The organism is Flavobacterium sp. T12S277 (assembly GCF_048514875.1).
Lineage (GTDB): Bacteria > Bacteroidota > Bacteroidia > Flavobacteriales > Flavobacteriaceae > Flavobacterium.
The window spans coordinates 135123-158526 of record NZ_JBLYEG010000002.1 but is presented as its reverse complement, the minus strand read 5'-3'; the positions used below and the strand labels follow the sequence as shown (position 1 = coordinate 158526).

The window sequence follows — 23404 nt, the reverse complement described above, 5'->3', positions numbered from 1 at the left end:
CAGTGAACAATTTCTTCTTTGATTTACTAAACAAGTACTCTTTTGTTTCTTTTTGAAATTTGCAGGGAAATTGAGGTAATCCATTGTGTTTACTGCTAAAACACTGCTTTTTAATAGATTGTGTAATAAGATAAGTGTTAAAATCGCACAATTTAATCAAAAACATGTGGTTTCATTGTAAATAAAATCGTACCTTGTTATTACTTTACGATTAAAATGCTTAAAAGCCTGTTAAGTTAATTTTTATCACCTGCTATTAAAACTATATGGAATACCTATATCCGTTAGTTTTTATCTGCCTAAATACTGATTGCGAATTTAAATGCCCCGATTAAATGAAACAAAAAGTACTTTCCTTACCAATATTTTATTTGTGCCTTCAGGATTAATCTGTCCTGTGTATTGTTGTTTTATTTTTTGAGGTATTTAAAAATTACTTTGATCGGATTTCTGTCTGATTGAAAAGCTATGTTTTTAAATATAAAAAAATACCACGATGAGAAAATATTTACTTACACTTCAGTTATTTGCATTGCCTTTATTTTTTTATGCACAGACTAAAACAGTCACTTTTTCGGCTACAGGAACAACAAATTTAACTACGACTTTTGTGATTCCGGCTGGTTCAACATCTTTAACAATTAGTGCCTGGGGAGGTGGAGGTGCCGGAGGTGGTACAACTAACGCCGGATTAAGCTTAGAAAAAGGAGCTGCCGGTGGAGGTGGAGGCGCTTTTGCCGGAGGAGTATATACAATTTCGTCAGGAGTGACAATTTCTCTTACCGCAGGTGGTGGAGGTGGTGGAGGTACCGGAGTTAATGGTCAGACAGGGAAAACTTCTTCAGTCACTGGTTTTGTTTCTGCTGTGGGCGGTGGTGGCGGTACAGCCAATACATCGGGAGGTACTCCGGCCAAAGGAGCTGGAGGTCTTGCTTCTTCAAGTGTGGGTACAAATACATTCGATGGTGGAGCAGGAGTAGATGGACAAAGTGGTTTAACAGCCGCTTCTGGTTCAGGTGGAAATGGCGGAAATAGTGGTGGTGCAGGAGGTGTAGGAATCTCATCCTTATTGGGTACAGTGGATGGTAATCCCGGTACAGTTCCCGGCGGAGGTGGAGGTGGAGCTAAAAGCTCTGTTCTTGGGGCTGGGAAAGCCGGAGGTGATGGAGGCCCGGGAAGAGTTGTTATCTCATACGATTGTTCAACTTATAGTCTGACCAGTATGAGTGCTACAACAGTAAATATTTGTGCCGGAACATCGTCAACAATAACACTTAACGGAAGTTTGCCAGTAGGCGGTTATAGTGTTGCTTATCAGGTTGATGGTGTGACGCAAACGCCGGCAACTATGACTGTAACGGGAAGCGGCAGCGGGACTTTTACAGCTCCGGGATTCTCAGCTTTAGGAGCTAAGAATTTAACGGTTACTTCTTTAACCTCCGGAACAAGTGGGAATGCAGCCGACAATTGCGTTTCAACGATCAGCGCAAACAATACGACTACTGTAAACGTTACTTCGTCCGGAACTGCTCCGGTTGCTTTGGCCGGAACCGCAGCTACCTGTACTCAGATTACTGCCAATTGGCAATCGGTTGCAGGGGCGACTTATTATACCCTTGATCTGTCAACCGATATTAATTTTGGGAGTTTTGTTGGGACTTATAATGGTTTAAATGTAGGGAATGTTTTAACTACAAATATTACCGGTTTAAGCAATGCGACTACTTATTACTACAGAGTGAGAGCTTTTAATGGTGGCTGTTTGAGCGCCTATTCTAATACCATAACGTACAAACCTGCCGTTTCTCCCGGTAATGTTGTATTGCAAGCGGCTACTAATATTTTTTGTGCTGCATTTAAGGCAAACTGGACTGCAGAAGCCAATGCAGTGAGTTATTTATTAGATGTTTCGCTTGTCAATACCTTTGCGAGTTTTGTAACGGGATATAATGCTCTTGATATAGGAAATGTTACCACTTATACAGTGACTGGATTAACTGTAGGTACAACCTATTATTACAGACTCAGATCGAAAAATGGTTGTGGAACCAGTTCAACAGGAACTGCAACAGTACAAAATATAACTACAACTACTCTGCCTTCAACACCTACCATATCACCTTCGGGCTCTGTAACCATATGCCAGAACGGCAATGTCACCTTAACATCCAGTTCAGCTACCAACAACGTTTGGTCTACTGGTGCAACAACACAAAGTATTGTTGTAACAACGGCAGGAAGTTATACTGTAAAGGTTGTGAATCCCGGAAGCTGTGAAAGTGGAGTATCTGCAGCGACAACCGTAGCAGTTGCGAGTTTACCAACAGCCACAGCGGGAGGTAGTGTTACCATATGTTCTAATGCAACTGCGACGGTAAGCGGAGCATCATTCTCAAATGGGACAATTCTGTGGACTTTCAGCGGAGGTACAGGATCATTGTCTAATGCTACAACTCTTACACCAACTTATACTCCAGCTTTGGGGGGTGCTGCACGAACAGTAACTTTAACAATGACGGTTACCAGTAATAATGCATGTGCTCCGCAAACTGCGACCGCAACTTACACCGTTAATATTCAGGCCGAGCCAACTGCTGCTTCAAGCGGTTCGCAAACCATTTGTGCCAATGCCGCTGCAACGGTGAGCGGAGCTTCGGCAGCAAGCGGAACAATTTTGTGGACACACAATGGTTCCGGGTCGCTTACCAATGCCACAACGCTTACGCCAACCTATACTTCGGTAACGGCAGATTCAGGAAATGTGGTAACCTTAACCATGACCGTAACGGCTTCACCAACATGTACGACTCCTTATACGGCAACGGCAACCTATCCGATAACCGTTAAGCCTGTGCCAAATACACCACTTAACGATCCGCCTGTTCAACCCACTTGCGATGTGCTGACAGGTACAGTAGTTTTAAAGAATTTGCCCAATAGAAACGATTATACCATTGTTCAGACCGGAACTGTTTCTCATAACTATACCGGAGGGATAGGTGGCGATTGGACTAAATATACGGTCACAGGTTTGGCTCCCGGCACTTATCATTTTACAGTAGAGTATCCGGGTACCTGTGCCTCTCTTCCTTTGCAGAACATTGTAATAAATGCTCTGGCAACTAATACCTATACAATCGCCGGAGGATGGTCGCTTGGAACGCCAACAGTAAGTCAGAACATTGTTTTTGCCGATGATTTTTCTTCATCCGGAGACGTAAACAGTTGTGGCTGTACGGTGAATGCCGGAAAAAAAGTAACCATAAATTCATCAAACACATTAACGGTTAAAAATGCATTAGTGGTTGATTCGGCACCTGGAACCTCGCTCACTTTTAAAAGCAGTTCAAGTTTGTTTCAGGTGAATACTGCCGTTAATTCAGGAAGTATTTTTTATGAGCGAACAAGTCCCGGGATCTTTAAAAAAGATTATCTGTATTGGTCAACTCCCGTAAATCCTCAAAGGTTAATTGATCTTTCATCAGGAACAGCAGTAACAAAATATTTTGGTTTTGATGGTACGCAATGGGTAGTTACCGATAGAACAACTAATATGGTGGTAGGCAAAGGGTATATCATTCGTGGCCCGGAGACTTATTCGAATACGGTTAAAGCAGCATTTACAGGGGTTTTCTCAGGAGTGCCAAACAATGGAAATCTGGAAGGAGAACTTTTAAGTTCGGGAAAAAGTTATTTAGTTGGTAATCCCTACCCATCTGCATTAAGTGCCGATGCACTGCTAGGCGGAAACAGTTTACTGGGCGGAACTATTTATTTTTGGACCCACAACACGCCTGTACAATTAACCTATACAAATCAGTATACAACCGATGATTATGCTTCTTATAATTTAAGTGGTGGGGTTTCTGCTAAATCAGATCCCTTACATAGTGATAATCCGGCCAATGATAATGGAATTAAACCAACGGGTAAAATAGCAGCCGGACAATCGTTTTTTGTCACTACTGTAGCTGAAGGGAAAGTACAGTTTAACAATTCTATGCGGGTAGCAGGAAATAACAATCAGTTTTTTAAATCTGAAAACACATCAAAAGAAACAGCTGTGGTAAAAAAACGTATCTGGTTAAACATGAGCAACACATCCGGTGCCTTTAAACAGTTACTGGTAGGATATATTGAGGGAGCTACAAATGAGTATGATACCAATTATGACGGAATTAGTTTTAACGCTAATCCTTATCTCGATTTTTACAGTATAGCAAACGGGAACAATTATGTAATTCAGGGTCGTGCGCTGCCTTTTGTTGATACCGATATTGTTCCATTAGGATATCGTACTACAATCGCGGGTGAATTTACGATTTCGATCGACGAAGTAGACCTTAATATGAACGAACAGCCTATTTATATCGAAGATAAAGTAGCCGGCGTAATTCATGATTTAAAAGCGAGTAATTACACTTTTACAACGGCGGTCGGAACTTTTTCAGATCGATTAGTGTTGCGCTATAAAGGCAAAACATTAGGTAGAGGCGATTTCGAAAACCAAGAGAATTCCATCTTTGTTTCGGCTAAAAACAGAATAATAAACGTGATTTCATCCAAAGAACAGCTCAAAGAAGTTTCTGTTTTTGATCTCTCGGGGAAATTAATATACAACAAAAAGAAAATTAGCGACAAAGAACTGCAAATACCCAATCTGACTTCAGGGTCTCAGATGGTACTGGTAAAAGTAATATTGGAAAATGACACTACCGGAACCCGAAAAATAGTTTTTTAAACCATTAACAGAAAAAGCAGCTGCAAATTGAATCTTTACAGCTGCTTTTTCAGTAATAACAAAAAGGCGCTCAATAGGTCTTTTGCAGATTTTGGTTGGTATTCCGGATGGCCTTTTCATTTTTATAGTCAATCCATTTTTGACCTTTGAATTTGCGCATCATAATATCAAAATAACGCATGATAAAAACATTATAAACGGCTTTCGACAGGTTCTTAATGTTTTTGGGAAAAGCCCTCAGGCTCATCGAAAATCCGGGGGTTAAATACTTCATATAATGCCAGTATCCTTCAGGCATGTACAGCATTTCACCGTGTTTGAGATTGGCGATATATCCTTGCGCGTTTTTTAGAGCTGGAAATTTTTCGTAATCAGGATTGTCAAAATCAATATCTTCTCTTGAAATTAAAGCGTGCGGCACTTTGTACATGTATTTGGATTGATCCGGGGCAAAGAGCATACATTGTTTTTCGCCATGAAAATGAAAATGTAAAATATTGGAGTAGTCAATATCATAATGCATAAATACCCGAGCCTTTTCGCCGCCAAAAAACAGCATTGGCATTTGCCGAACCAGATTTAAACCTATATCCGGCCATAAAAAGTCCTCTTTTAATGAGGGTACTTCTTTCATTAGATTGTAAAGAAAAATGCGATAGTTTGTTGGCTTGGATTCCAGAAGATGAATATAATCGCTCATTTTCATGGTAGTATGGGCTTCGTTAAAGCCGTCTTCATGATTTACAGGTCGGTCATCGTATAAGGGAACGGTGATGTTGCCGGCGATTTCGTTGATATAAGATAATTTCCATTTGCGATAAGCTGGCCAGTCTTCGGTCAATTCTTCCACAACAACAGGAATTTGCTTTTTTACATATTGGGAAATAAAATCTGCTTTTGAAATTTTTTTTACCCGTTCGATTTGTTTTAACTTCATCTCTCTTAAATAAAAAAATTGCTTATAACACATGTTATAAGCAATTTAAAAATATTTATCGAGATTTATAAAATCTTTTTCTTAATTTTTTGATTTTACCGAAGCCTCAAGGTTTCTTTCAATGGTATGTCCCGGTCTTGACCATTTTGGTTTTTCGCCCAGAGGAGCAAACTGTGAATCAGCTGCTTCAACCGTTTTAGGCTGTGAAACTTTTATAAATGGTTTTTGTGGATTCAATCCTAACATTTCGAACATCTTCATGTCTTCATGAACATCAGGGTTTGGTGTTGTAAGTAGTTTATCACCTGCAAAAATTGAATTTGCACCTGCAAAAAAGCACATTGCCTGTCCTTCACGGCTCATGTTCGTTCTTCCTGCAGACAAACGAACCTGTGTATCCGGCATTACAATTCTTGTAGTGGCCACCATACGGATCATTTCCCAAATTTCAACTGGTTTTTCCTCTTCCATCGGAGTTCCTTCAACAGCGACCAAAGCATTAATTGGCACAGATTCAGGTTGAGGGTTTAAAGTAGAAAGTGCAACAAGCATTCCGGCTCTGTCTTCGATACTTTCTCCCATTCCGATAATTCCACCACTACAAACCGTAACATTCGTTTTACGAACATTTTCTATCGTTTGCAAACGGTCTTCGAAACCACGTGTTGAAATAACATCTTTATAATATTCTTCAGAAGTATCTAAATTGTGGTTGTAAGCATATAAACCTGCTTCAGCCAAACGTTGCGCCTGATTTTCGGTAATCATACCTAAGGTACAGCAAACCTCCATGTCAAGCTTATTAATGGTACGAACCATTTCTAAAACCTGGTCAAATTCTTCACCATCTTTTACATTTCTCCAGGCAGCTCCCATACATACACGAGATGATCCGCTGGATTTTGCGCGTAAAGCCTGTGCTTTAACCTGACTAACACTCATTAAATCATTTCCTTCAACACCGGTGTTGTAACGTGCTGCTTGCGGGCAATATCCGCAGTCTTCCGGACAGCCTCCGGTTTTGATTGAAAGTAAAGTAGATACCTGAACTACGTTAGGATCATGCTTTTGCCTGTGAATGGTTGCCGCTTCATACAGCAAGTCCATCATAGGTTTATTATATATGGCGATTATTTCGTCTTTTGTCCAATTGTGTTTTGTAATGCTCATTGATGCAGTTTTTTGATGCTCCAAAAGTAGTTAAATTGTTCCAATCAACCAATGCCCAATCCTGTAAATGAATATTTGACAGCTATTTTCAAAAAAGAAACACTCTAAAATCATAGAATTGTATTTTTTTATGATTTTAGAGTGCTAAAAAGTTTGATTTATTTTGAAAAATTAATCGGCAGCATATTTATTATTCCAGTACAGCATCATCATCAGCGTGACGATTACCGAGGAAGCAATTCCTTCAAATAGTAAGCAGATGCAGTAAGTTGGTACAGAAGGATTTCCGCCAAACATGAATGTTTCCGAAAGTGTTTTTACATAAGCATCTCCACCTCTGGCGTAACTGTAAATTAACAGTCCAAAAACGCTTAAAGCCACACCAACCACAGAGGTTGCCATTGCCGAAACCGCATTTGATACAAAATTAGTTTCGCCTTCATGAAGGTTCATTCGCATTGTTTTATTTACACCATAAAAGATAAAAAAGACATTTAGGGTTCGCAAATAGAATAAATGCGCCAAACCTAATACGTTCATCAATAAAAAGTAAATTCCGATTCCTAGGAAAATCAGAAAACCGTTGGTAATTTCTTTAGGTAATTTCATAATGGTTATTTTTAAAGAAGTTAATAGCAAATATTTGATAAACAGAGTGCTATATCAAATTTACTAAAAAAATAACTACGATGATTTAAAAAGGACGAAAAGTATATTTCGCCGGACTATCTAGAAAATAGAACGGATGAATTTAGTTTAGTGGAGGTACATAAGATTGTCGCTCCAATAAAATCCATTAAATTGAAGCGATTATTGAATCGTCCGATTCGCAATCAGCTGCTGATTTGTAAAGTTGGAGGTTGCTAAAGGCTGCTCAAAAATGCCAAAGCCTCTTTTTTATCCTGATTTAATTGCTCTTTTAACAAATCGACAGAACCGAATTTTTGTTCTTCGCGAAGGTATTGCAATAAAGAAACCTGAATTTTCTTGCCGTAAAGGTCAGCATCAAAATCAAAAAGATGCACTTCAATTGTTTGTTTTTGCCCGTTAACCGTTGGATTAAAACCAATATTCATCATTCCGGAAACTTCTTCTTGATCGATTAACGCTTTAACTACGTATACGCCGGCTTTTGGGATCAACTTATAATCTTCGTCAATGTGCAGGTTTGCGGTTGGAAAACCAATGGTTCTTCCTAATTGTTTTCCCTGAACCACTTCGCCGGATAAAAAGTAGCTGTACCCTAGATAATCGTTGGTTAAAGCCATATTTCCTTCATTCAGCGCTTTTCTGATTTTGGTTGAACTTACAGATACGTCCTGAATTTCCTGAGCTGAAATTTGTTCAACTTCAAAACCATATTCATGACCGAAAGCAATTAAATCATCAATATTTGCGGTTCTGTTTCTGCCAAATCGGTGATCGTGTCCAATAATTATTTTTTGAATATGAAACTGATCAACCAAAATGGAATGCACAAATTCTTCAGCGGTTAATCTCGAGAAACTTTCGTTAAAAGGATGAATCACCAGATTTTCAATTCCGGTTGCTTCCAGAAGCTTTGATTTTTCAGCGATGGTATTCAAAAGTTTTATTTCTGATTTTTCCTGCAATACCATTCTTGGATGTGGAAAAAAAGTAAGCACCAAACTTTCATACTTTCCGTTTTCGGTGTTTTGGGTAATGCGTTCCAGAATTTTTTTATGACCAATATGTACACCATCAAAGGTTCCAAGAGTTAAAATTGTTTTCTTGGTGGACTGAAAATCGTTTATAGAATGAAAGAGCTTCAAAACAAATAATTTAAGATGGTGCAAATTTATACTATCTATTTTAAATTTGACACTAAGCGTAATTGATTTTTTAATCTCAAGCGGTTACTTTTTGTGAAAATTGCACAACTTGTAAACCAAAAAGTATTAATTGTCTGTGATAAGTTTAAAATTCCGATTTTATTAACGTAATTTTGATGTACTGTTATTTTTAAAATATGAGAAAAAATTTACTTTTTTTATTTTTTATTTTCTGCTGTGCAAATATGTATGCCCAGAGCGATGCCTTGTGGCAGAAAGTGAGCCCGGTTACTCCGAGTAAGAGAGGAATCTCGTCTGACTCAGGACGGTTGTATTATAAGCTGAATTCAGATTTTTTGAAAGCAAGACTTGTTGCAACGACCAGTAAATCGGCAAATAGTACTTCGGCAGAAATTACGATTCCTAATGCCAAGGGCGTTTTAGAACGTTTTACAGTTTGGGAATACTCTAATTTTGAACCTGAATTACAGGCAAAATATCCTGAAATCAGAGCTTATGAAGGACGCGGTTTAGACGATAAAACGGCTAAAATTTATTTTAGTGTGGCACCAATTGGAGTTCAGACTATGGTACTTCGTACCGATAAACCAGCGGAGTATATAGAACAAAATAAGGAAGATAAAACTTCTTATGTTTTGTTTACCAGTACTGATGCGGCTGATAAAACGCACTTAGACTGTAAAACATTAGATGCGGTGTCGCAAAAAAACAACTCATCGAATACTGCAAAGTCGGCAGCAAACAATAAAGTTTTCAAGACCTTTCGATTGGCGTTGTCCTGTACCGGAGAATACACTGCTTATTTTGGAGGCACAAAAGCAGGAGCAGTAGCCGGAATGAACGCTACTTTGTCAAGAGTAAACGGTGTTTTTAATAAAGATCTTGCCGTAAGAGTCGTTTTAATTGCAAACAATGATGCTGTAATTTATACCAATGCATTAACTGATCCTTATTCTGATCCGTCCAGAGGAACTTCCAGAGATCCTTCAGATGGTAACGATTATTGGAGTAAAGAAGTTCAGAGTACATTGACTTCGGTAATAGGAGAAGCGAATTATGATATCGGACATTTGTTTGGACATGATGGAGGAGGAGGTAATGCCGGCTGTATTGGCTGTGTTTGCGATAGCCCGACACCATCAGACGCGATGGGGAAAGGAAGTGCCTATACATCACCGTCCGATCAAAAGCCGGAAGGCGATACCTTTGATATTGATTTTGTAGCACACGAAATTGGGCATCAATTAGGCGCCAACCATACTTTTTCTTATGATGCGTCAGAAAGAACAGGTTTAAATGTTGAGCCCGGAAGCGGTTCAACCATTATGGGATATGCCGGAGTATCGAAAGGCTATGACATTCAGAGTCATTCAGATGCTTATTTTGCGTATGCAAGTATTTTACAAATTCAGAATACGCTTGCCGGAAAAAGTTGTCCTGTCGATACGGCAATTACCAATAATCCTCCAACGGTTGATGCAGGTCCAGATTATACAATTCCAATGAGCACCCCTTTTATTTTAGTGGGTACAGGCAATAGTTCAGTGGGTACAATTACTTATAACTGGGAGCAATTTGATAGTGCAACATCATCATCAACGGCAAACAGTAATAGTATTGCTTATCCAACTAAGCCCAACGGGCCTTTATTTAGATCTATAAGTCCGGGAAGTTCCCTTGTTCGTTATATGCCGGATTTAAATACGGTGCTTTTGAATAAGTTAACCACGACTTGGGAATCTGTTTCTGCTGTTGCAAGAACGTTGCATTTTACGCTAACGGCAAGAGACAATGGAGCATTAGGAGCAGCGCAGACGAATACCGATACTATGATTGCAACCGTAGTTACTAATGCAGGACCTTTTACAGTTACTTCTCAAAATAGAGAAGATATAAGCTGGCCAATAGGGTCTAGTCAAACTGTAACCTGGGATGTGAATAATACCAACACGCTGGCAGGATCTTCGTCAGTAAATATCAAATTGTCTGTAGATGGAGGTTTGACATTTCCAATAATTTTAGCCGCAAATACACCAAATGACGGTTCGCAGCTGGTTCAGGTTCCTAACAGTGTAACGGCTTCAACCACTTGCAGGATTAAGGTTGAGCCAACCGCAAATATTTATTATGCCTTAAACAGTAAATCATTTGCAGTCGGTTATACCTCAACCACCACTTGTGATTCTTATAGTTTCGGGAATGCTTTTGCAATTCCTTCCGGGGCTAGTTTTACAACCAGAACGGTAAATGTACCGGCTTCAACCGGGAAAGTTTCTGATGTCAATGTTATGGTAAATGTAACACACGCTAAACTTTCTGATCTCGAAATACAAATGGTAAATCCGCAGGGTACTGTTGTGAATTTGTATACTAATAAAAGCTGTGGAGGGATAAACTCTACTTTGATTCTTCAGTTTGATGATGAAGGAGTTCCTTTGGATTGTTCTAAAGTAACAAGTCAGATCGTTATTCCGGTAGATGCATTGAGGGCTTTTAATGGTCAGGATCCGCAAGGAACCTGGAGCTTTAGAGTTCGAGATGACGTTTCAGGTAATTTTGGAACGATTAATTCAGCCTCTTTAAATATTTGCAACCAAACTTTTGTTTTAGGAGAAATTGATCTTGAAAATATTCCATTTACGTTATACCCAAATCCAAATAAGGGAAGTTTTACGATTCAGTTTTCAACTGACACCATTAATAGAGTTCAGGTTTATGTACACGATATACTAGGCAAACAAGTGTATTTTAATTCTTACGACAAAACCTCTTACTTTAACCATAACATTCAGTTAGCCGGAGTTACTTCCGGGATGTATCTGGTAACTGTGATTGATGGAGATCGCAGAACGGTTAAGAAAATAATCGTGAACTAGAATAGAATAAATTCCAAAATTCAAATTCCAAAATCCAAGTTCCAAATTCCAATAACTGTTTGTTGATCGTTATTGGAATTTGGATTTTTTTTATTGGGATTTTTATACTAAGAGTTCGCCATTGCCATGCAGACGATACTGATTTTTGCTCCCGGGATTTTTTGCAAAGCTCTTGAACAGGCTTCAAGTGTGGCTCCGGTAGTGAGTACATCATCAACAATTAAAAAATGTTTGTCGTGATTTATTTCTGAAAATTGGACATCAAAGATGCTTTCAATATTCTCAGATCGGCCTAACAGATTTTTTTTGGATTGGGTTTTTGAGTATTTTTTCCGATACAGTGTAGTAGAGTCAAAGGCAACCGCTAAATTTTTAGACAGAGTTTTTCCAAAAGCGGTAACCTGATTATACCCCCGTTCCTTCAGTTTTTTAGGGTGCAGCGGCACAGGAACGATCACATCAAAAGGAGTTTCTAAATTTAAATCTTTTAGAACTTCGGCGTACCAATTGCCTAATACGATTCCGATTTCTTCATGACCTTTGTATTTAAGATTATGGATAAGTTCCTGAACAATGCCTTTTTTGTTGAAATACAAAAATGCCGATGCATGACGGACATCTATCTTACCGTAAAATTTTTTTACAGCTTCATTTTTTGGATTTAAATGATGTTGAGTAAGAGGCAATTCATGACGACAACGGGTACACAAAATAGTTTCGCCATCGAGTAAAAGAGCATGACATCCCAGGCAAACCTTAGGAAAAAAAAGGTTGATTAGATAATTAAACACAAATAGAAAGAATTTAGTTACAAAAATAACCAAATGATTGCTTCAAACTTTATTATTTTTCTTTTTTTTAAACGTACTTTTTATATTTTTGCATCACTATGGCAAAACAAGAAGATATATTTAAGAATGTGGTTTCGCACGCAAAAGAGTACGGATTTATTTTTCCGTCAAGCGAAGTATACGATGGATTGAGTGCAGTGTATGATTATGCACAAAATGGTGTCGAGTTAAAAAAGAATATCCGTGAATATTGGTGGAAATCAATGGTTCAGATGAATGAAAATATTGTCGGTTTAGATGCTGCAATATTAATGCATCCGACAACCTGGAAAGCTTCAGGCCACGTTGATGCGTTTAATGACCCATTAATTGATAATAAAGATTCAAAGAAAAGATACAGAGCCGATGTTTTGGTAGAAGATTATGCAGAAAAACTTAATCTGAAAGCTAAAAAAGAAATTGAAAAAGCGAGTGCTCGTTTTGGAGATGCTTTTAATGAGCAGGAATTTGTTACGACAAATGCCCGCGTAATTGAATATTTGGCGAAAGAAAAAGAAATCAGAGAGCGTTTAGGCCGTTCTTTAGGCAATGGAGATTTAGAAGATGTAAAAGCATTAATCGAAGAATTGGAAATTGCTGATCCGGAAACAGGTTCTAAAAACTGGACAGAAGTTCGTCAGTTCAACTTAATGTTTGGAACGAAATTAGGAGCTTCTGCCGATTCTGCAATGGATTTATACCTTCGTCCGGAAACGGCTCAGGGTATTTTTGTGAATTTCCTGAATGTGCAAAAATCAGGTCGTATGAAAGTTCCTTTTGGAATTGCTCAAACGGGTAAAGCGTTCAGAAATGAAATTGTTGCAAGACAGTTTATTTTCCGTATGCGTGAATTTGAACAAATGGAAATGCAGTTTTTTGTGCGTCCGGGTGAAGAAATGAAATGGTACGAGCACTGGAAACAAACACGTTTGAACTGGCATTTATCTTTAGGATTAGGAAAAGATAATTACCGTTTCCACGATCATGAAAAGTTAGCACACTATGCCAATGCAGCTGCAGATATCGAATTTAACTTCCCATTCGGATTCAAAGAATTAGAAGGTATTCACTCTCGTACAGATTTTGACCTGAAAGCACACGAAGAATATTCAGGAAGAAAACTGCAATATTTTGATCCTGAACTAAACGAAAACTATGTACCTTATGTAGTAGAAACGTCTGTTGGTTTAGATCGTATGTTTTTGGCTGTTTTCGCAACTTCATTACAAGAAGAAGTTCTCGAAGACCAAACAACAAGAACAGTGTTGAAATTACCGGCTGTTTTGGCACCAACAAAAGCAGCAGTATTGCCTTTGGTTAAAAAGGACGGTTTACCGGATATCGCCAAAAAAATCATTGAAGATTTGAAATGGGATTTCAATGTAGCTTACGATGAAAAAGATGCAGTAGGTCGTCGTTACAGAAGACAGGATGCACTTGGAACACCGTTTTGTATTACAGTAGACCATCAAACCATCGAAGACGAAACGGTAACTATTCGTCATAGAGATACAATGAAACAAGATCGTGTAAAGATTTCTGAATTGAAAGCTATAATTGAAAACGAAGTTTCGATGAAAAACTGGTTGATGAAAATGTAATTTTTTATTCATACTCATATATAAAGACCCAAATTCCTTCACGGAGTTTGGGTTTTTTTAATGTTAAATGGTGTATTTTGGCGATAATTTTTGCGTTTCATCCTTTTGTGTTAACATTTGTTTGTAACATATTAACAATGAAATAGTAGAATAGCTGAAATTCGTATTTTTAGTTGCGAATAAATTGCGAGACAAAATCTTTTTAAAAGGATTGGTGAAACTAAAGGGGTAGTTGTAGGGGGTTCATGAAAAATCAACAGAACGTAAGATTGAAAAAGTATTCGTATATTATCATTGACGATGATGTGGAAAGTATTTTGAAAACCAGAACAATTGCGGAAGGTTTTTCAGAACTGACTTTTGCGGGATCGGCTGCGAATTACCAATTGGGTTTGAATTTGGTTTTAGAACACCGTCCCTGCCTTGTTTTTTTAGAAATTGATCCCAAAGATTTATCCAGTAATTTATCACTGGCTTTTATAAATGAACTGCATCGTTTTTTAGTTCTTATTCCGAAGATAGTCGTTACAACTACAAAGAAAGATTTGGCTTTTGAGGCCATTCAGTATGGTGTTTTTGGTTATATATTAAAGCCCGTCCTACGGTCAGATGTATTGAAAACCATTTTGAAACTCGAAAAAACACTTCCTGGAAATGAGGCTGAGCCCATGGAGGAAGAGAGTACCCCGTTGAGTGAGTTGTTTGCAAAACCTGTTAAAGATGCCGAGCAACCGCTTATTTTATGCGTGAAATCGTATGGCGACTATCGGTACATCAATGCCAATGATATCAGTTACTTTCAGGCGGATAACAACTCTACAGATATTTATTTGAGTTCAGGTGAAATGATAACGGCTTTTAAAACGTTAAAACATTTCGAAAGTATTTTGTCACATCCTTTTGTTCGAATTCACAACAGCTACATTATCAATCAAAATTATATTGCAAGAATTCACAACGGAAACTCTATCTGTTATATTCGAAATTCTTCAAAAAAAATTCCTTTTTCAAAAACCTATAAATCAAATGTTGATTTAATTATTGCCGATTTTGCTGTAGGAAATTATTTAGAAGTCTAAAAATTAGGCGATTACACTGATTTGCCTGCCATTGACTATCAATTGGCTACGTTCTACCATAAACCTGTTTTTTCCTATTCATTTTTTTTAAATGTGGGCTTAGTTTTACGCCATGATTCGCACAATGCGATGATTCCCCAAAACAAAAAATCAAACATTTAATACCCTCAAATCATGAAAAAAACAGCTTTAGTATTCGGAATATTTTCTTTAGTATTGGTAGCTTCATTTGCAAACCCAGCGACAGTGTCGAACAACAAAAACAAAGTGGCTCTTGACGGTGGCGGTGGACAACTGACAAGACCTACTAGAAAAGTAGATTTTCATAGCGAGAAAATTCAATTGAAAAGTTTTGCTTCTGCCAGCCAGGCAACAAGATCTACTATAAAACTAGATTAAGAAAAACAAAAAATCATATCGTAAAAGGCTGTCTGTTTCTGACAGCCTTTTTTTATGTCTATAGTTTTAGTATTTTTGGTAAAAATCAGAGGTACAATTGAAACACACACACGCGATATTATTATTTTTATCTCTTATCTTGTTGGGTTGTACCAGTAAAACAGAGAAAGATAAAAATGAAAATTCTTCAATAGATAGCCTCTCTATCTATTTTTCATTGGCTAATGATGCTAATTTGCCTTTGGCTTATAAGCAAAACTACAATCAGAAAGCTTTTGATATCATTATAGCGCAAAAGAATGACTCGCTTAATAGAGTGAATTTGTTTAAGGTGGCGAATCGTTATTATAACATGAGCGATTGGAAAGCCTATAAAAAAACATCAAAGTTAATTCTGGAACGTGCCATAAGCAGCAAAGATTCATTCAGTATTGCCAAGGTCTATACGTACCTGGGCGATTATTATCGCTCACAAACGATTTCAGATAGCGCCTTTTTAAATTATTTTGCAGCAGGAAAAATATACTTAAAGATTAATGACGACCTTAATCTTGCCAAGACATTTTTACTCAAGGCAGATTTGCAGTTTAGTGAAGCCGATTATTTCGAAAGTGAAATAATGGTTTTTAAAGCACTTCAAATTTTAAAAAAGAAGAAAGACGTTAATAATCAGCTTTATGATTGTTATAATTTATTAGGTATATTGTATAACGAACGAACAGAATATGATAAAGCATTGGTGTTTCATAATAAGGCACTGACTATTTTAGAAGATAAAACAATCCCATTAGATTTACAGTTAAAAGCGACTTCCTTAAACAACATAGGCTTTGTTTATCTAAGTATGGAGGATTACGAAAAGGCAAAAATTTATTTTAGGAAAGGTTTGATGCAGGGAAATTTATTTGTAGAGGGGCCAACCTTGTATGCAATGCTTTTAGACAATCTGGCTTATGCTAAGTTTAAATCAAAAGAGTTTGACGGACTTCCGGATCAATTTTATGAGGCATTGAAAATTAGAGATAGTTTAAAGCTCACGTCCGGAATTATATTGAATAAAATACATTTGTCTGAATATTATTGGTTTAAGAAAGATACCTTAAGAGCTTTTCAATTTTCAAAACAGGCTTTAAATTTATCCCGGGTTTCAAATAAATTAGGAAATACCTTAGATGCTCTTAAACAGATTGCTATTGTCGATCCTGAAAATGCTCCAAAATATTCAAAGGAATATATAGAGATTAATGAAAAAGTGGTAAGAGAGGAGCGGATTATTGGAGAGAAATTCTCCAGAATTCAATATGAAACCAACGAAATAAAAGATCAAAATTCAAGCTTACAGGAAAAGAATAAAACCTTAATCTATGTTTTCAGTATTTGTACCCTGATTGGTTTGTTTTTCTACGTTTACAAAACACAGCAGGCCAGACACCGGGAATTACTTTTTAAACAACAGCAGCAAGTGGCCAACGAAGACATCTATAATTTGATGATTCTGCAGCAAAATGATATTGAACAGACCCGAATTAAAGAAAAGAAAAAAGTAGCACAGGATTTACACGATGGTGTTTTGGGAAGAATGTTTGGTGTTAGAATCAGCCTTGACAGTTTAGATAAAGTAGACGAACTGGAAGCAGCTCCCAAGAGGAAAAAGTACCTCGAGGAACTGAAAAAAATTGAAGAAGATATACGTGAGATTTCGCATGATTTAAACAGAGAGAAATCAGAATTAATTAATAATTTTATCGCGATTTTAAACAAATTGTTTGAGGATCAGAGAAACACCTATGGTACAAAATTAGTTAGCTCTTTTGATTCCAATATTAAATGGGAACTGGTGAGTAATACCGTAAAAATTAATTTATACAGAATTGTTCAGGAAGCACTTCAGAATTGCAATAAGTATGCGGAGGCAACTACCATTGTGGTTGAGTTTAAAAGCGAGGTCGACCATCTGGTGCTGTCAATTGCTGATGATGGAGTTGGTTTTAATACCAAGACAACGAAGAACGGAATAGGATTGCATAATATTCAATACAGAGCTGCAGAATGTAAAGGTGTCGTTTCTTTAAAATCAGTCAAAGGAGAAGGAACTCTTTTAGTGGTTAAAATTCCTATAGATCAAAAAATAAACCTACAGCATACATGACAATTGACCCCAACGCCCCGGTTCCTCAGTTAATTAGGAAAAATATTTTAATTGTTGACGATCATCCCTTTATTATTGAAGGATATAAAAATGCGATTACACGCTACAATCCTAAACAATATGAGTTTCTTATTTTGCAGGCCCACGATTGTAAATCGGGATATGATTTAATCGAAGATGTTCAGACTCCGGAATTTGACGTTGCTTTTTTAGACATCAGCATGCCCCCGTATGAAGAGAAAGATATTTTTTCGGGTGAAGATCTGGCGAAGTTACTCCTGAAGAAAATGCCAAAATGCAAAATAATTCTGCTTACCATGTATACCGAATTATTAAAAATTAAAACAATCATCCGAACGATTAGCCCCAATGGCTTAATCATTAAAAATGACCTCACTTTTGATGAATTGCTTTTCGCGTTTGATAAAGTCATGAAAAGTGATAAATACTACAGCCAGTCCGTTCAAAAGATGCTCAATCAGTCGACTCATAATTCAATTGAAATTGATGAGTTTGACAAGCAGATTTTATTTCATTTGTCAAAAGGGACTTTGCTGGAAGATATGCCGCAATACATTCCAATTTCTGTCAATGCCATCGAAAAGCGTAAAACAGGACTTAAGGAGCTGCTTAAAGTGAAAAGCGGTTCTGATGACGACTTAGTCAAAGAGGCAAAATGCAAAGGGCTTTTATAGGCAAGGAAATTTCAAATAAAAAAAATCCAAATTCCGGTTATGTTTCCGGAATTTGGATTTTTTTATTTTAGTCTCGGTCTCAGTTTTCAGTCGCAGTCACAGTTTTCAGTTAGTGGTTTTATTAAACACTGTAACTGAAAACTGCGACTAAAAAAACTATTCGGTCAAGGCATCCCAACCACGAGCTTTTAAAGCAATTTTTGTGTTGGCACGCGTTACCAGATTCACTCCTTCGCTTTCATCGGCCATGTGTCCAATGATAGAGAAGTTCGGATTTCCTTTTATTTTGTCAAAATCATTGATGTCGATGGTAAATAATAATTCATAATCTTCACCGCCATTGATCGCAACTGTTGTACTGTCGATATTAAATTCTTCACAAGTCGAGATGAACTGAGGATCCAGCGGAAGTTTGTCTTCATACAAATTACAACCCACTTTCGATTGTTTGCAGATGTGCATAATTTCAGAAGATAATCCGTCTGAAATATCAATCATTGCTGTAGGTTTAATTTCAAGTGCATGTAATAAGGTGCGAACGTCCTTTCGGGCTTCAGGTTTTAACTGGCGCTCGATCAAATAGCTGTACATGTCCAGATCTGGCTGGCTGTTTGGATTGACCTGAAAAACTTGTTTTTCACGCTCCAATACCTGCAATCCCATATAAGCGGCTCCTATATCTCCGGTAACGACAAGTAAATCGGTTCCTTTGGCGCCATTTCGGTAAACAAGTTCTTCCTCATTGGCTTCACCAATTGCGGTGATGCTAATAATTAGTCCTTTTTGCGATGAGGTAGTATCGCCACCAATAACATCAACTTTATACTCTTTTGCAGCATGTGTAATGCCATCAAATAATTCTTCTAAGGCTTCTAGTGGGAAACGGTTAGAAACTGCCACAGAAACCGTTATTTGCGTTGGTTTTGCATTCATCGCACAAATGTCGGACAGGTTAACCACAACCGATTTGTATCCCAAATGTTTTAAAGGCATATACGCCAGGTCAAAATGTACTCCCTCAATTAATAAATCGGTAGAGACCACTACTTTTTTGTCCTTAAAATCAAGAACAGCGGCATCATCGCCTATACTTTTCAGGGTAGATTCCTGAGTAACATCAAAATTTTTGGTTAAATGTTCAATTAGACCAAACTCACCTAATTGTGCTATACTGGTACGCTGCGGATTTTTATCTTCGATCATTTCTTTTAAGTTCCAAAGTTTCTAAGGCGCAAAGGTACAAAGGTTTTATCGAATTTAGGGAGATGTTCTCTGGGAACGCCCTCTTTATCTGCAGAGAATCGCATCTATACAAGAGAAAATGAAAAATTTTTTATTTTTTTATTTCCTGCTGACAAACTGTTGTCACCGGCCCTCAATACTTTTGAAGTAAGAAATAATTAAAACTTTAAAACTATGAAAACATTAGCAGCCCAAGTAATTACTCCTGAAGATTTATTGATCCACTGGCAAGGACATCGCGCACTTACACGTCGTGTGATTGAAGCATTTCCGGAGAAAGATTTTTTTGAATTTTCGATTGGAGGAATGCGAACTTTCGCGCAGTTGACAGACGAACTTTTAGCTATTGCAGCTCCTGCATTAAAAGGAATTGTAAATAAAGAGATCAAACCTTATACAGAAGCATCTGAAAAATTGATCTTTAAAGCGCAGTATCTTGAAAAATGGGACGAGGCCACAGCTGAAATTAACGAATATTGGAAACAATTGTCGATTGAAGATTTTAGTGAAACATTCAATCTGTTTGGTCAATATGAATTTCCTATAATCCAAAATGTTTTGTATTTTGTTGACAATGAAGTACATCACCGTGGACAAGCTTACGTATATTTAAGAGCTTTAAATATCGAACCTCCTTTTTTCTGGGAGAGACAGTAGTGATCAGAAGTGTTAAATAAATTTTATTCTATCTTTATTCAAATTTAAATCAAACGGTATGAGTTTTAAAAAAATTATGACCAATTATGCAGCTTATAATTTATGGGTCAATCAGCAATTTGTGAACTGGCTTTCAACAAAAACAGACGAATTGCTGCATAAAGAAGTTCTTTCAAGCTATACAAGTATTGTTAAAACATTAAACCATATTTGGGAAACCGAAGAATATTGGTTTTCGGTAATAGCTGAAATACCTCAGCCCGAAAGAAGGGAAGGTACTGATTTAAATAAGGATGAAGTATTTGAGGGTTTATTGAACACCTCTGCAAAATTAGCGGCATTCATCACATCATTATCAGACGAACAGTTGTTGAAAACAATCAAAATTGAAAATCCATGGTTTCAGTGTGATTTGCCTGTCAGCGATTACTTGTTGCAGGTGGTGAATCACGGAACGTATCACAGAGGTCAAATTGTAACGATGGGAAGAAATATAGGTATTACCGATGCTTCCAATACCGATTACAATTTTTACAATGTGGTAAAAGAGAAACAATAGATTTGAAAAACACCTAAGGATGAAGCTCATCTTTAGGTGTTTTTTTTTATAAAAGTCTTTTTCGGTTGATTTCCAGTAATTGCAGTGTTGTGGTTTTGAGCCTTTCCGGTTCCAGAATAGTAGCATAGTCTCCATACATGAGAAACCAGCGTGGAAATGAGTTTTCGATATCACGTGACATAAAAGTCATTTCTATTTTTCCGTCTACTTCTTTTTCAGAGATAAAACCGTGGTATTTTTTTTCAGTAGACAGATAACGGGCAATTTTTTTATCAATTAAGATGCGAACTTTTGTTGTTGGGCAGGTTTCTGTTTTATTGATATAGGTTTCTAAAGCATTGTGTTCGATTGTAAAATCAGAGTCTGTTTTGCGAATACCCTGAATTCTGTCTGTTCTAAACTGACGATAATCCTGTCGTAAATGGCAGTATCCTAAAAAATACCAATTGTTGTTGTCGTGAAAAACGCCTACCGGTTCTATGTTTCTTTGTGTAGCAGTATCTGTTTCGTAGGTTTTGTACGAAAGCAAAAGTTGTTTTTTCTCGGCAATACCTTCAAAAAGAAGCGCTAAAGTATTCGGCGAATTATCATTAAACAAAGGTTCAGCGGTATTCATCACAACTCGTGATTCGATATTGGAGAGCCAGTCTTTATCGGTACTTCTTAAAACAGATTTCAGTTTATACATAGCCGATGCATAATGTGCTCCAAGAGACGGATCGGTAAATTTTTGCATTAGTTTTTCGGCGGCAATAAAGCTGCTTACTTCTTCACGTGTAAACATAACCGGGGGCAATCTGTAACCGTCCATCAGGGCGTAACCCACTCCGGCCTCACTGTAAATAGGGACTCCTGAGGCTTCCAGCGTTCGAATGTCTCTATAAATCGTTCGCAAACTCACTTCAAAGCGATCGGCCAACTCCTGTGCTTTTACAATTTTTTTGGATTGTAATTGAATCAGGATGGCAACAATTCGGTCAAATCGTTTTGGGGTTTCGTCCATTTTTTTCTAGGTTCAAAGGTTCAGAGGTTCAAAGTTACAAAGGTTTGATGTTTAAAGAAATAAAAAAGCTGTTCCAAATTGAGACAGATTACCTTTGTTTAGAACATGGGTCGGGCAGCTTTTTTTATAGTTGATTAAAAAAATGGCCTGATTTTTCATCCCTACTTTGTCCGGTCTCTTAATGATATTGTACTGAAACAAGAGTAGATTAAGATGATTTTAAGCTTTAAATTTTCTGAAGGATTGTATCATTTCGTAAATTCCAAATGCAATGAAGATTTTTCCAAAGATAAAAATTAACCAACTCCAGCCATTATCTAAATATGTTCTGTCATTTTCTAATGGATTGAAAAAGTCTGTAACAAGAAAAAATCTAAAGGCTCCAACAAAATACTCGTTTATTTTTTCAAAGTTAAACGTTCCTGAATTTTCAATTCGATATAAAATTGAAAACCAAAATAATCCAGAAACTACTGTAAATCCTAACGCCCAAAACCAGTTTCCAAAATTAGAGGACCATTTTGTTGCCCAAAGAATCGATGTGTCTTTGAAATTTGTGCCTATATTTAATTCTTCGTAATGGGCTGCAAGCTCATAATTTCTATAATTATTGAAATCAATTTTATTTTCTAGTTTTTGCGACTCTTGCTTTATAGTTCGCAAAGTTTTTTTCCAGTCCGAAATCTTAGATTTGTCTTTTAAGTATGATCTGTCCAAAACTTTATTTATTTTCATTTCATCAAAATAAACGCCGTTAATAAATTTTGCTTCAAACAATTTTAGAATGTCAAATTCTGCTTCGTTGAAAGAAGTTGGCCTATTAAAACTAGAATATAAAATTGATAGATTTGAAATTTTTGCATTGTTGAAATGAGTATATCCATTGAATTTACAGCTATCAAATTCCTGGTTTGAGCTTTTAACATGATCAAATAAAGTTGTTCCTAAAAAATCACATCTGTTGAATTTAGCTTTGTTTCCAAAGTCAGTATATGAAAAATAACTTTTTTGAAAAAGATTATTTATAAAACTATGACCTGAGTATTCAGAATTGTATTTTAATATATTGTGTTTAAAACTAAAGGGCATGTAAAATGTATTGTTGTTGAAACTTCCGTTAAATAAATTACAATTTTCGATGTTGCAAACTTCATATTGAGTTTCTCTTTTTGGATTAATTTCTCTTGGCTGGGAATTGAAAATATTTCCGACAAAAGAAAAAGAACCACTTTGCGTTTGATTCAGCCCTTTAATTTTACAAAATAATTCAAATTTGTTGCTGGAAATACTCATTTCACTTTCGAAGAAAGAATTTAGATGCCAATCTTTCTCAGAGTCTGAATAATGCCAGATTAAATTGATTTCTTTTATATTGTTGTTGTCAATGTTTACTGGTTTTTTGAACTTACAATTTAAAAAGGAAATTGTTAAACTAGGATCATTAATATTTATGATTTTAATTTCATACTCAAAAACACAATTTTTAAAATTAAAATCTTCGTATCGACCAATTATTGGATTTGAATTTCTGATAATTGGAAAGTTGATAATGAAAATTGTATTTTCTAAGTCTTTATAGTGAGAATATTCATTCCAATCGTTACATGTTAGATTTTTATATGGTATGATTTTATTTTTTTCTATTCTCATTT

17 protein-coding genes are annotated in these 23404 nt (G+C 36.7%); 9 read left to right on the top strand and 8 right to left on the bottom strand.

Annotation, left to right across the window (positions count from 1 at the left end):
• Nucleotides 1–496: 496 nt before the first annotated feature.
• Nucleotides 497–4741, top strand: coding sequence for a T9SS sorting signal type C domain-containing protein (locus tag ACN1CN_RS04905; protein ID WP_419134852.1), 4245 nt, complete (start codon nt 497–499; stop codon nt 4739–4741).
• 70 nt (nt 4742–4811) lie between these two features.
• Here the strand turns inward: ACN1CN_RS04905 and ACN1CN_RS04900 are convergent, their stop codons facing one another.
• From ACN1CN_RS04900 to ACN1CN_RS04885, 4 genes are all read right to left on the bottom strand, one after another.
• Entirely contained in the window at nt 4812–5678 is an 867-nt protein-coding gene (locus tag ACN1CN_RS04900) for a cupin-like domain-containing protein (RefSeq protein ID WP_419134851.1), read from the bottom strand.
• A gap of 81 nt (nt 5679–5759) precedes the next feature.
• Nucleotides 5760–6848 (bottom strand): biotin synthase BioB, encoded by a 1089-nt coding sequence (gene bioB, locus ACN1CN_RS04895; RefSeq protein ID WP_264525650.1) that lies wholly within the window; start codon nt 6846–6848, stop codon nt 5760–5762.
• 171 nt (nt 6849–7019) lie between these two features.
• The gene (locus tag ACN1CN_RS04890; protein ID WP_264525649.1) at nt 7020–7457 is read right to left on the bottom strand and encodes a hypothetical protein; all 438 of its coding nucleotides are present in this window, start codon (nt 7455–7457) and stop codon (nt 7020–7022) included.
• 254 nt (nt 7458–7711) lie between these two features.
• Nucleotides 7712–8641, bottom strand: a complete 930-nt coding sequence (locus ACN1CN_RS04885; RefSeq protein WP_419134850.1) for a bifunctional riboflavin kinase/FAD synthetase — start codon at nt 8639–8641, stop codon at nt 7712–7714.
• Nucleotides 8642–8838: 197 nt separating this feature from the next.
• Here ACN1CN_RS04885 and ACN1CN_RS04880 point away from each other — a divergent pair, with 197 nt between their 5' ends.
• Nucleotides 8839–11538: a reprolysin-like metallopeptidase gene (locus ACN1CN_RS04880; RefSeq protein ID WP_419134849.1), complete on the top strand. Its 2700-nt coding sequence runs from the start codon at nt 8839–8841 to the stop codon at nt 11536–11538.
• 107 nt (nt 11539–11645) lie between these two features.
• Here ACN1CN_RS04880 and ACN1CN_RS04875 read toward each other — a convergent pair whose 3' ends face one another.
• On the bottom strand, nt 11646–12329 hold the full coding sequence (locus ACN1CN_RS04875) for a ComF family protein (protein ID WP_419134848.1): 684 nt from the start codon (nt 12327–12329) through the stop codon (nt 11646–11648).
• 98 nt (nt 12330–12427) lie between these two features.
• Between ACN1CN_RS04875 and ACN1CN_RS04870 the strand changes: the two genes are divergently transcribed.
• The 5 genes from ACN1CN_RS04870 to ACN1CN_RS04850 all read left to right on the top strand — a co-directional run bounded on the left by ACN1CN_RS04870 (nt 12428) and on the right by ACN1CN_RS04850 (nt 18291).
• Complete coding sequence (locus tag ACN1CN_RS04870; RefSeq protein ID WP_264525645.1) at nt 12428–13969, top strand: glycine--tRNA ligase; 1542 nt, start codon at nt 12428–12430, stop codon at nt 13967–13969.
• 269 nt (nt 13970–14238) lie between these two features.
• Nucleotides 14239–15048 (top strand): LytR/AlgR family response regulator transcription factor, encoded by an 810-nt coding sequence (locus ACN1CN_RS04865; protein WP_419134847.1) that lies wholly within the window; start codon nt 14239–14241, stop codon nt 15046–15048.
• A 174-nt stretch (nt 15049–15222) separates the two neighbouring features.
• On the top strand, nt 15223–15447 hold the full coding sequence (locus tag ACN1CN_RS04860) for a hypothetical protein (protein WP_264525643.1): 225 nt from the start codon (nt 15223–15225) through the stop codon (nt 15445–15447).
• A 97-nt stretch (nt 15448–15544) separates the two neighbouring features.
• A complete protein-coding gene (locus tag ACN1CN_RS04855; protein ID WP_419134846.1) occupies nt 15545–17596 on the top strand; it encodes a tetratricopeptide repeat-containing sensor histidine kinase in 2052 nt (683 codons plus the stop codon).
• Complete coding sequence (locus tag ACN1CN_RS04850) at nt 17593–18291, top strand: response regulator (protein WP_419134845.1); 699 nt, start codon at nt 17593–17595, stop codon at nt 18289–18291. Before ACN1CN_RS04855 ends, ACN1CN_RS04850 begins: the two co-directional genes overlap by 4 nt.
• A 156-nt stretch (nt 18292–18447) precedes the next feature.
• Here ACN1CN_RS04850 and thiL read toward each other — a convergent pair whose 3' ends face one another.
• Nucleotides 18448–19494, bottom strand: a complete 1047-nt coding sequence (gene thiL, locus ACN1CN_RS04845) for a thiamine-phosphate kinase (RefSeq protein ID WP_419134844.1) — start codon at nt 19492–19494, stop codon at nt 18448–18450.
• Between the two features lie 213 nt (nt 19495–19707).
• Here thiL and ACN1CN_RS04840 point away from each other — a divergent pair, with 213 nt between their 5' ends.
• Nucleotides 19708–20190, top strand: coding sequence for a DinB family protein (locus ACN1CN_RS04840; RefSeq protein WP_264525639.1), 483 nt, complete (start codon nt 19708–19710; stop codon nt 20188–20190).
• A 58-nt stretch (nt 20191–20248) separates the two neighbouring features.
• Complete coding sequence (locus ACN1CN_RS04835) at nt 20249–20749, top strand: DinB family protein (RefSeq protein ID WP_419134843.1); 501 nt, start codon at nt 20249–20251, stop codon at nt 20747–20749.
• A gap of 46 nt (nt 20750–20795) precedes the next feature.
• Here the strand turns inward: ACN1CN_RS04835 and ACN1CN_RS04830 are convergent, their stop codons facing one another.
• The gene (locus ACN1CN_RS04830) at nt 20796–21752 is read right to left on the bottom strand and encodes a helix-turn-helix transcriptional regulator (protein ID WP_264525637.1); all 957 of its coding nucleotides are present in this window, start codon (nt 21750–21752) and stop codon (nt 20796–20798) included.
• Between the two features lie 219 nt (nt 21753–21971).
• Nucleotides 21972–23402, bottom strand: a complete 1431-nt coding sequence (locus ACN1CN_RS04825) for a hypothetical protein (protein ID WP_419134842.1) — start codon at nt 23400–23402, stop codon at nt 21972–21974.
• Between the last annotated feature and the right edge of the window lie 2 nt (nt 23403–23404).

Bases quoted from the DNA above. Each gene is read 5' to 3' on its own strand.
- ACN1CN_RS04900 (WP_419134851.1), bottom strand. From the start codon at position 5,678: ATGAAGTTAAAACAAATCGAACGGGTAAAAAAAATTTCAAAAGCAGAT.
- ACN1CN_RS04860 (WP_264525643.1), top strand. From the start codon at position 15,223: ATGAAAAAAACAGCTTTAGTATTCGGAATATTTTCTTTAGTATTGGTA.
- ACN1CN_RS04850 (WP_419134845.1), top strand. From the start codon at position 17,593: ATGACAATTGACCCCAACGCCCCGGTTCCTCAGTTAATTAGGAAAAAT.
- thiL (WP_419134844.1), bottom strand. From the start codon at position 19,494: ATGATCGAAGATAAAAATCCGCAGCGTACCAGTATAGCACAATTAGGT.
- ACN1CN_RS04890 (WP_264525649.1), bottom strand. From the start codon at position 7,457: ATGAAATTACCTAAAGAAATTACCAACGGTTTTCTGATTTTCCTAGGA.
- ACN1CN_RS04870 (WP_264525645.1), top strand. From the start codon at position 12,428: ATGGCAAAACAAGAAGATATATTTAAGAATGTGGTTTCGCACGCAAAA.
- ACN1CN_RS04880 (WP_419134849.1), top strand. From the start codon at position 8,839: ATGAGAAAAAATTTACTTTTTTTATTTTTTATTTTCTGCTGTGCAAAT.
- ACN1CN_RS04830 (WP_264525637.1), bottom strand. From the start codon at position 21,752: ATGGACGAAACCCCAAAACGATTTGACCGAATTGTTGCCATCCTGATT.
- ACN1CN_RS04840 (WP_264525639.1), top strand. From the start codon at position 19,708: ATGAAAACATTAGCAGCCCAAGTAATTACTCCTGAAGATTTATTGATC.
- ACN1CN_RS04825 (WP_419134842.1), bottom strand. From the start codon at position 23,402: ATGAGAATAGAAAAAAATAAAATCATACCATATAAAAATCTAACATGT.
- bioB (WP_264525650.1), bottom strand. From the start codon at position 6,848: ATGAGCATTACAAAACACAATTGGACAAAAGACGAAATAATCGCCATA.
- ACN1CN_RS04905 (WP_419134852.1), top strand. From the start codon at position 497: ATGAGAAAATATTTACTTACACTTCAGTTATTTGCATTGCCTTTATTT.
- ACN1CN_RS04835 (WP_419134843.1), top strand. From the start codon at position 20,249: ATGAGTTTTAAAAAAATTATGACCAATTATGCAGCTTATAATTTATGG.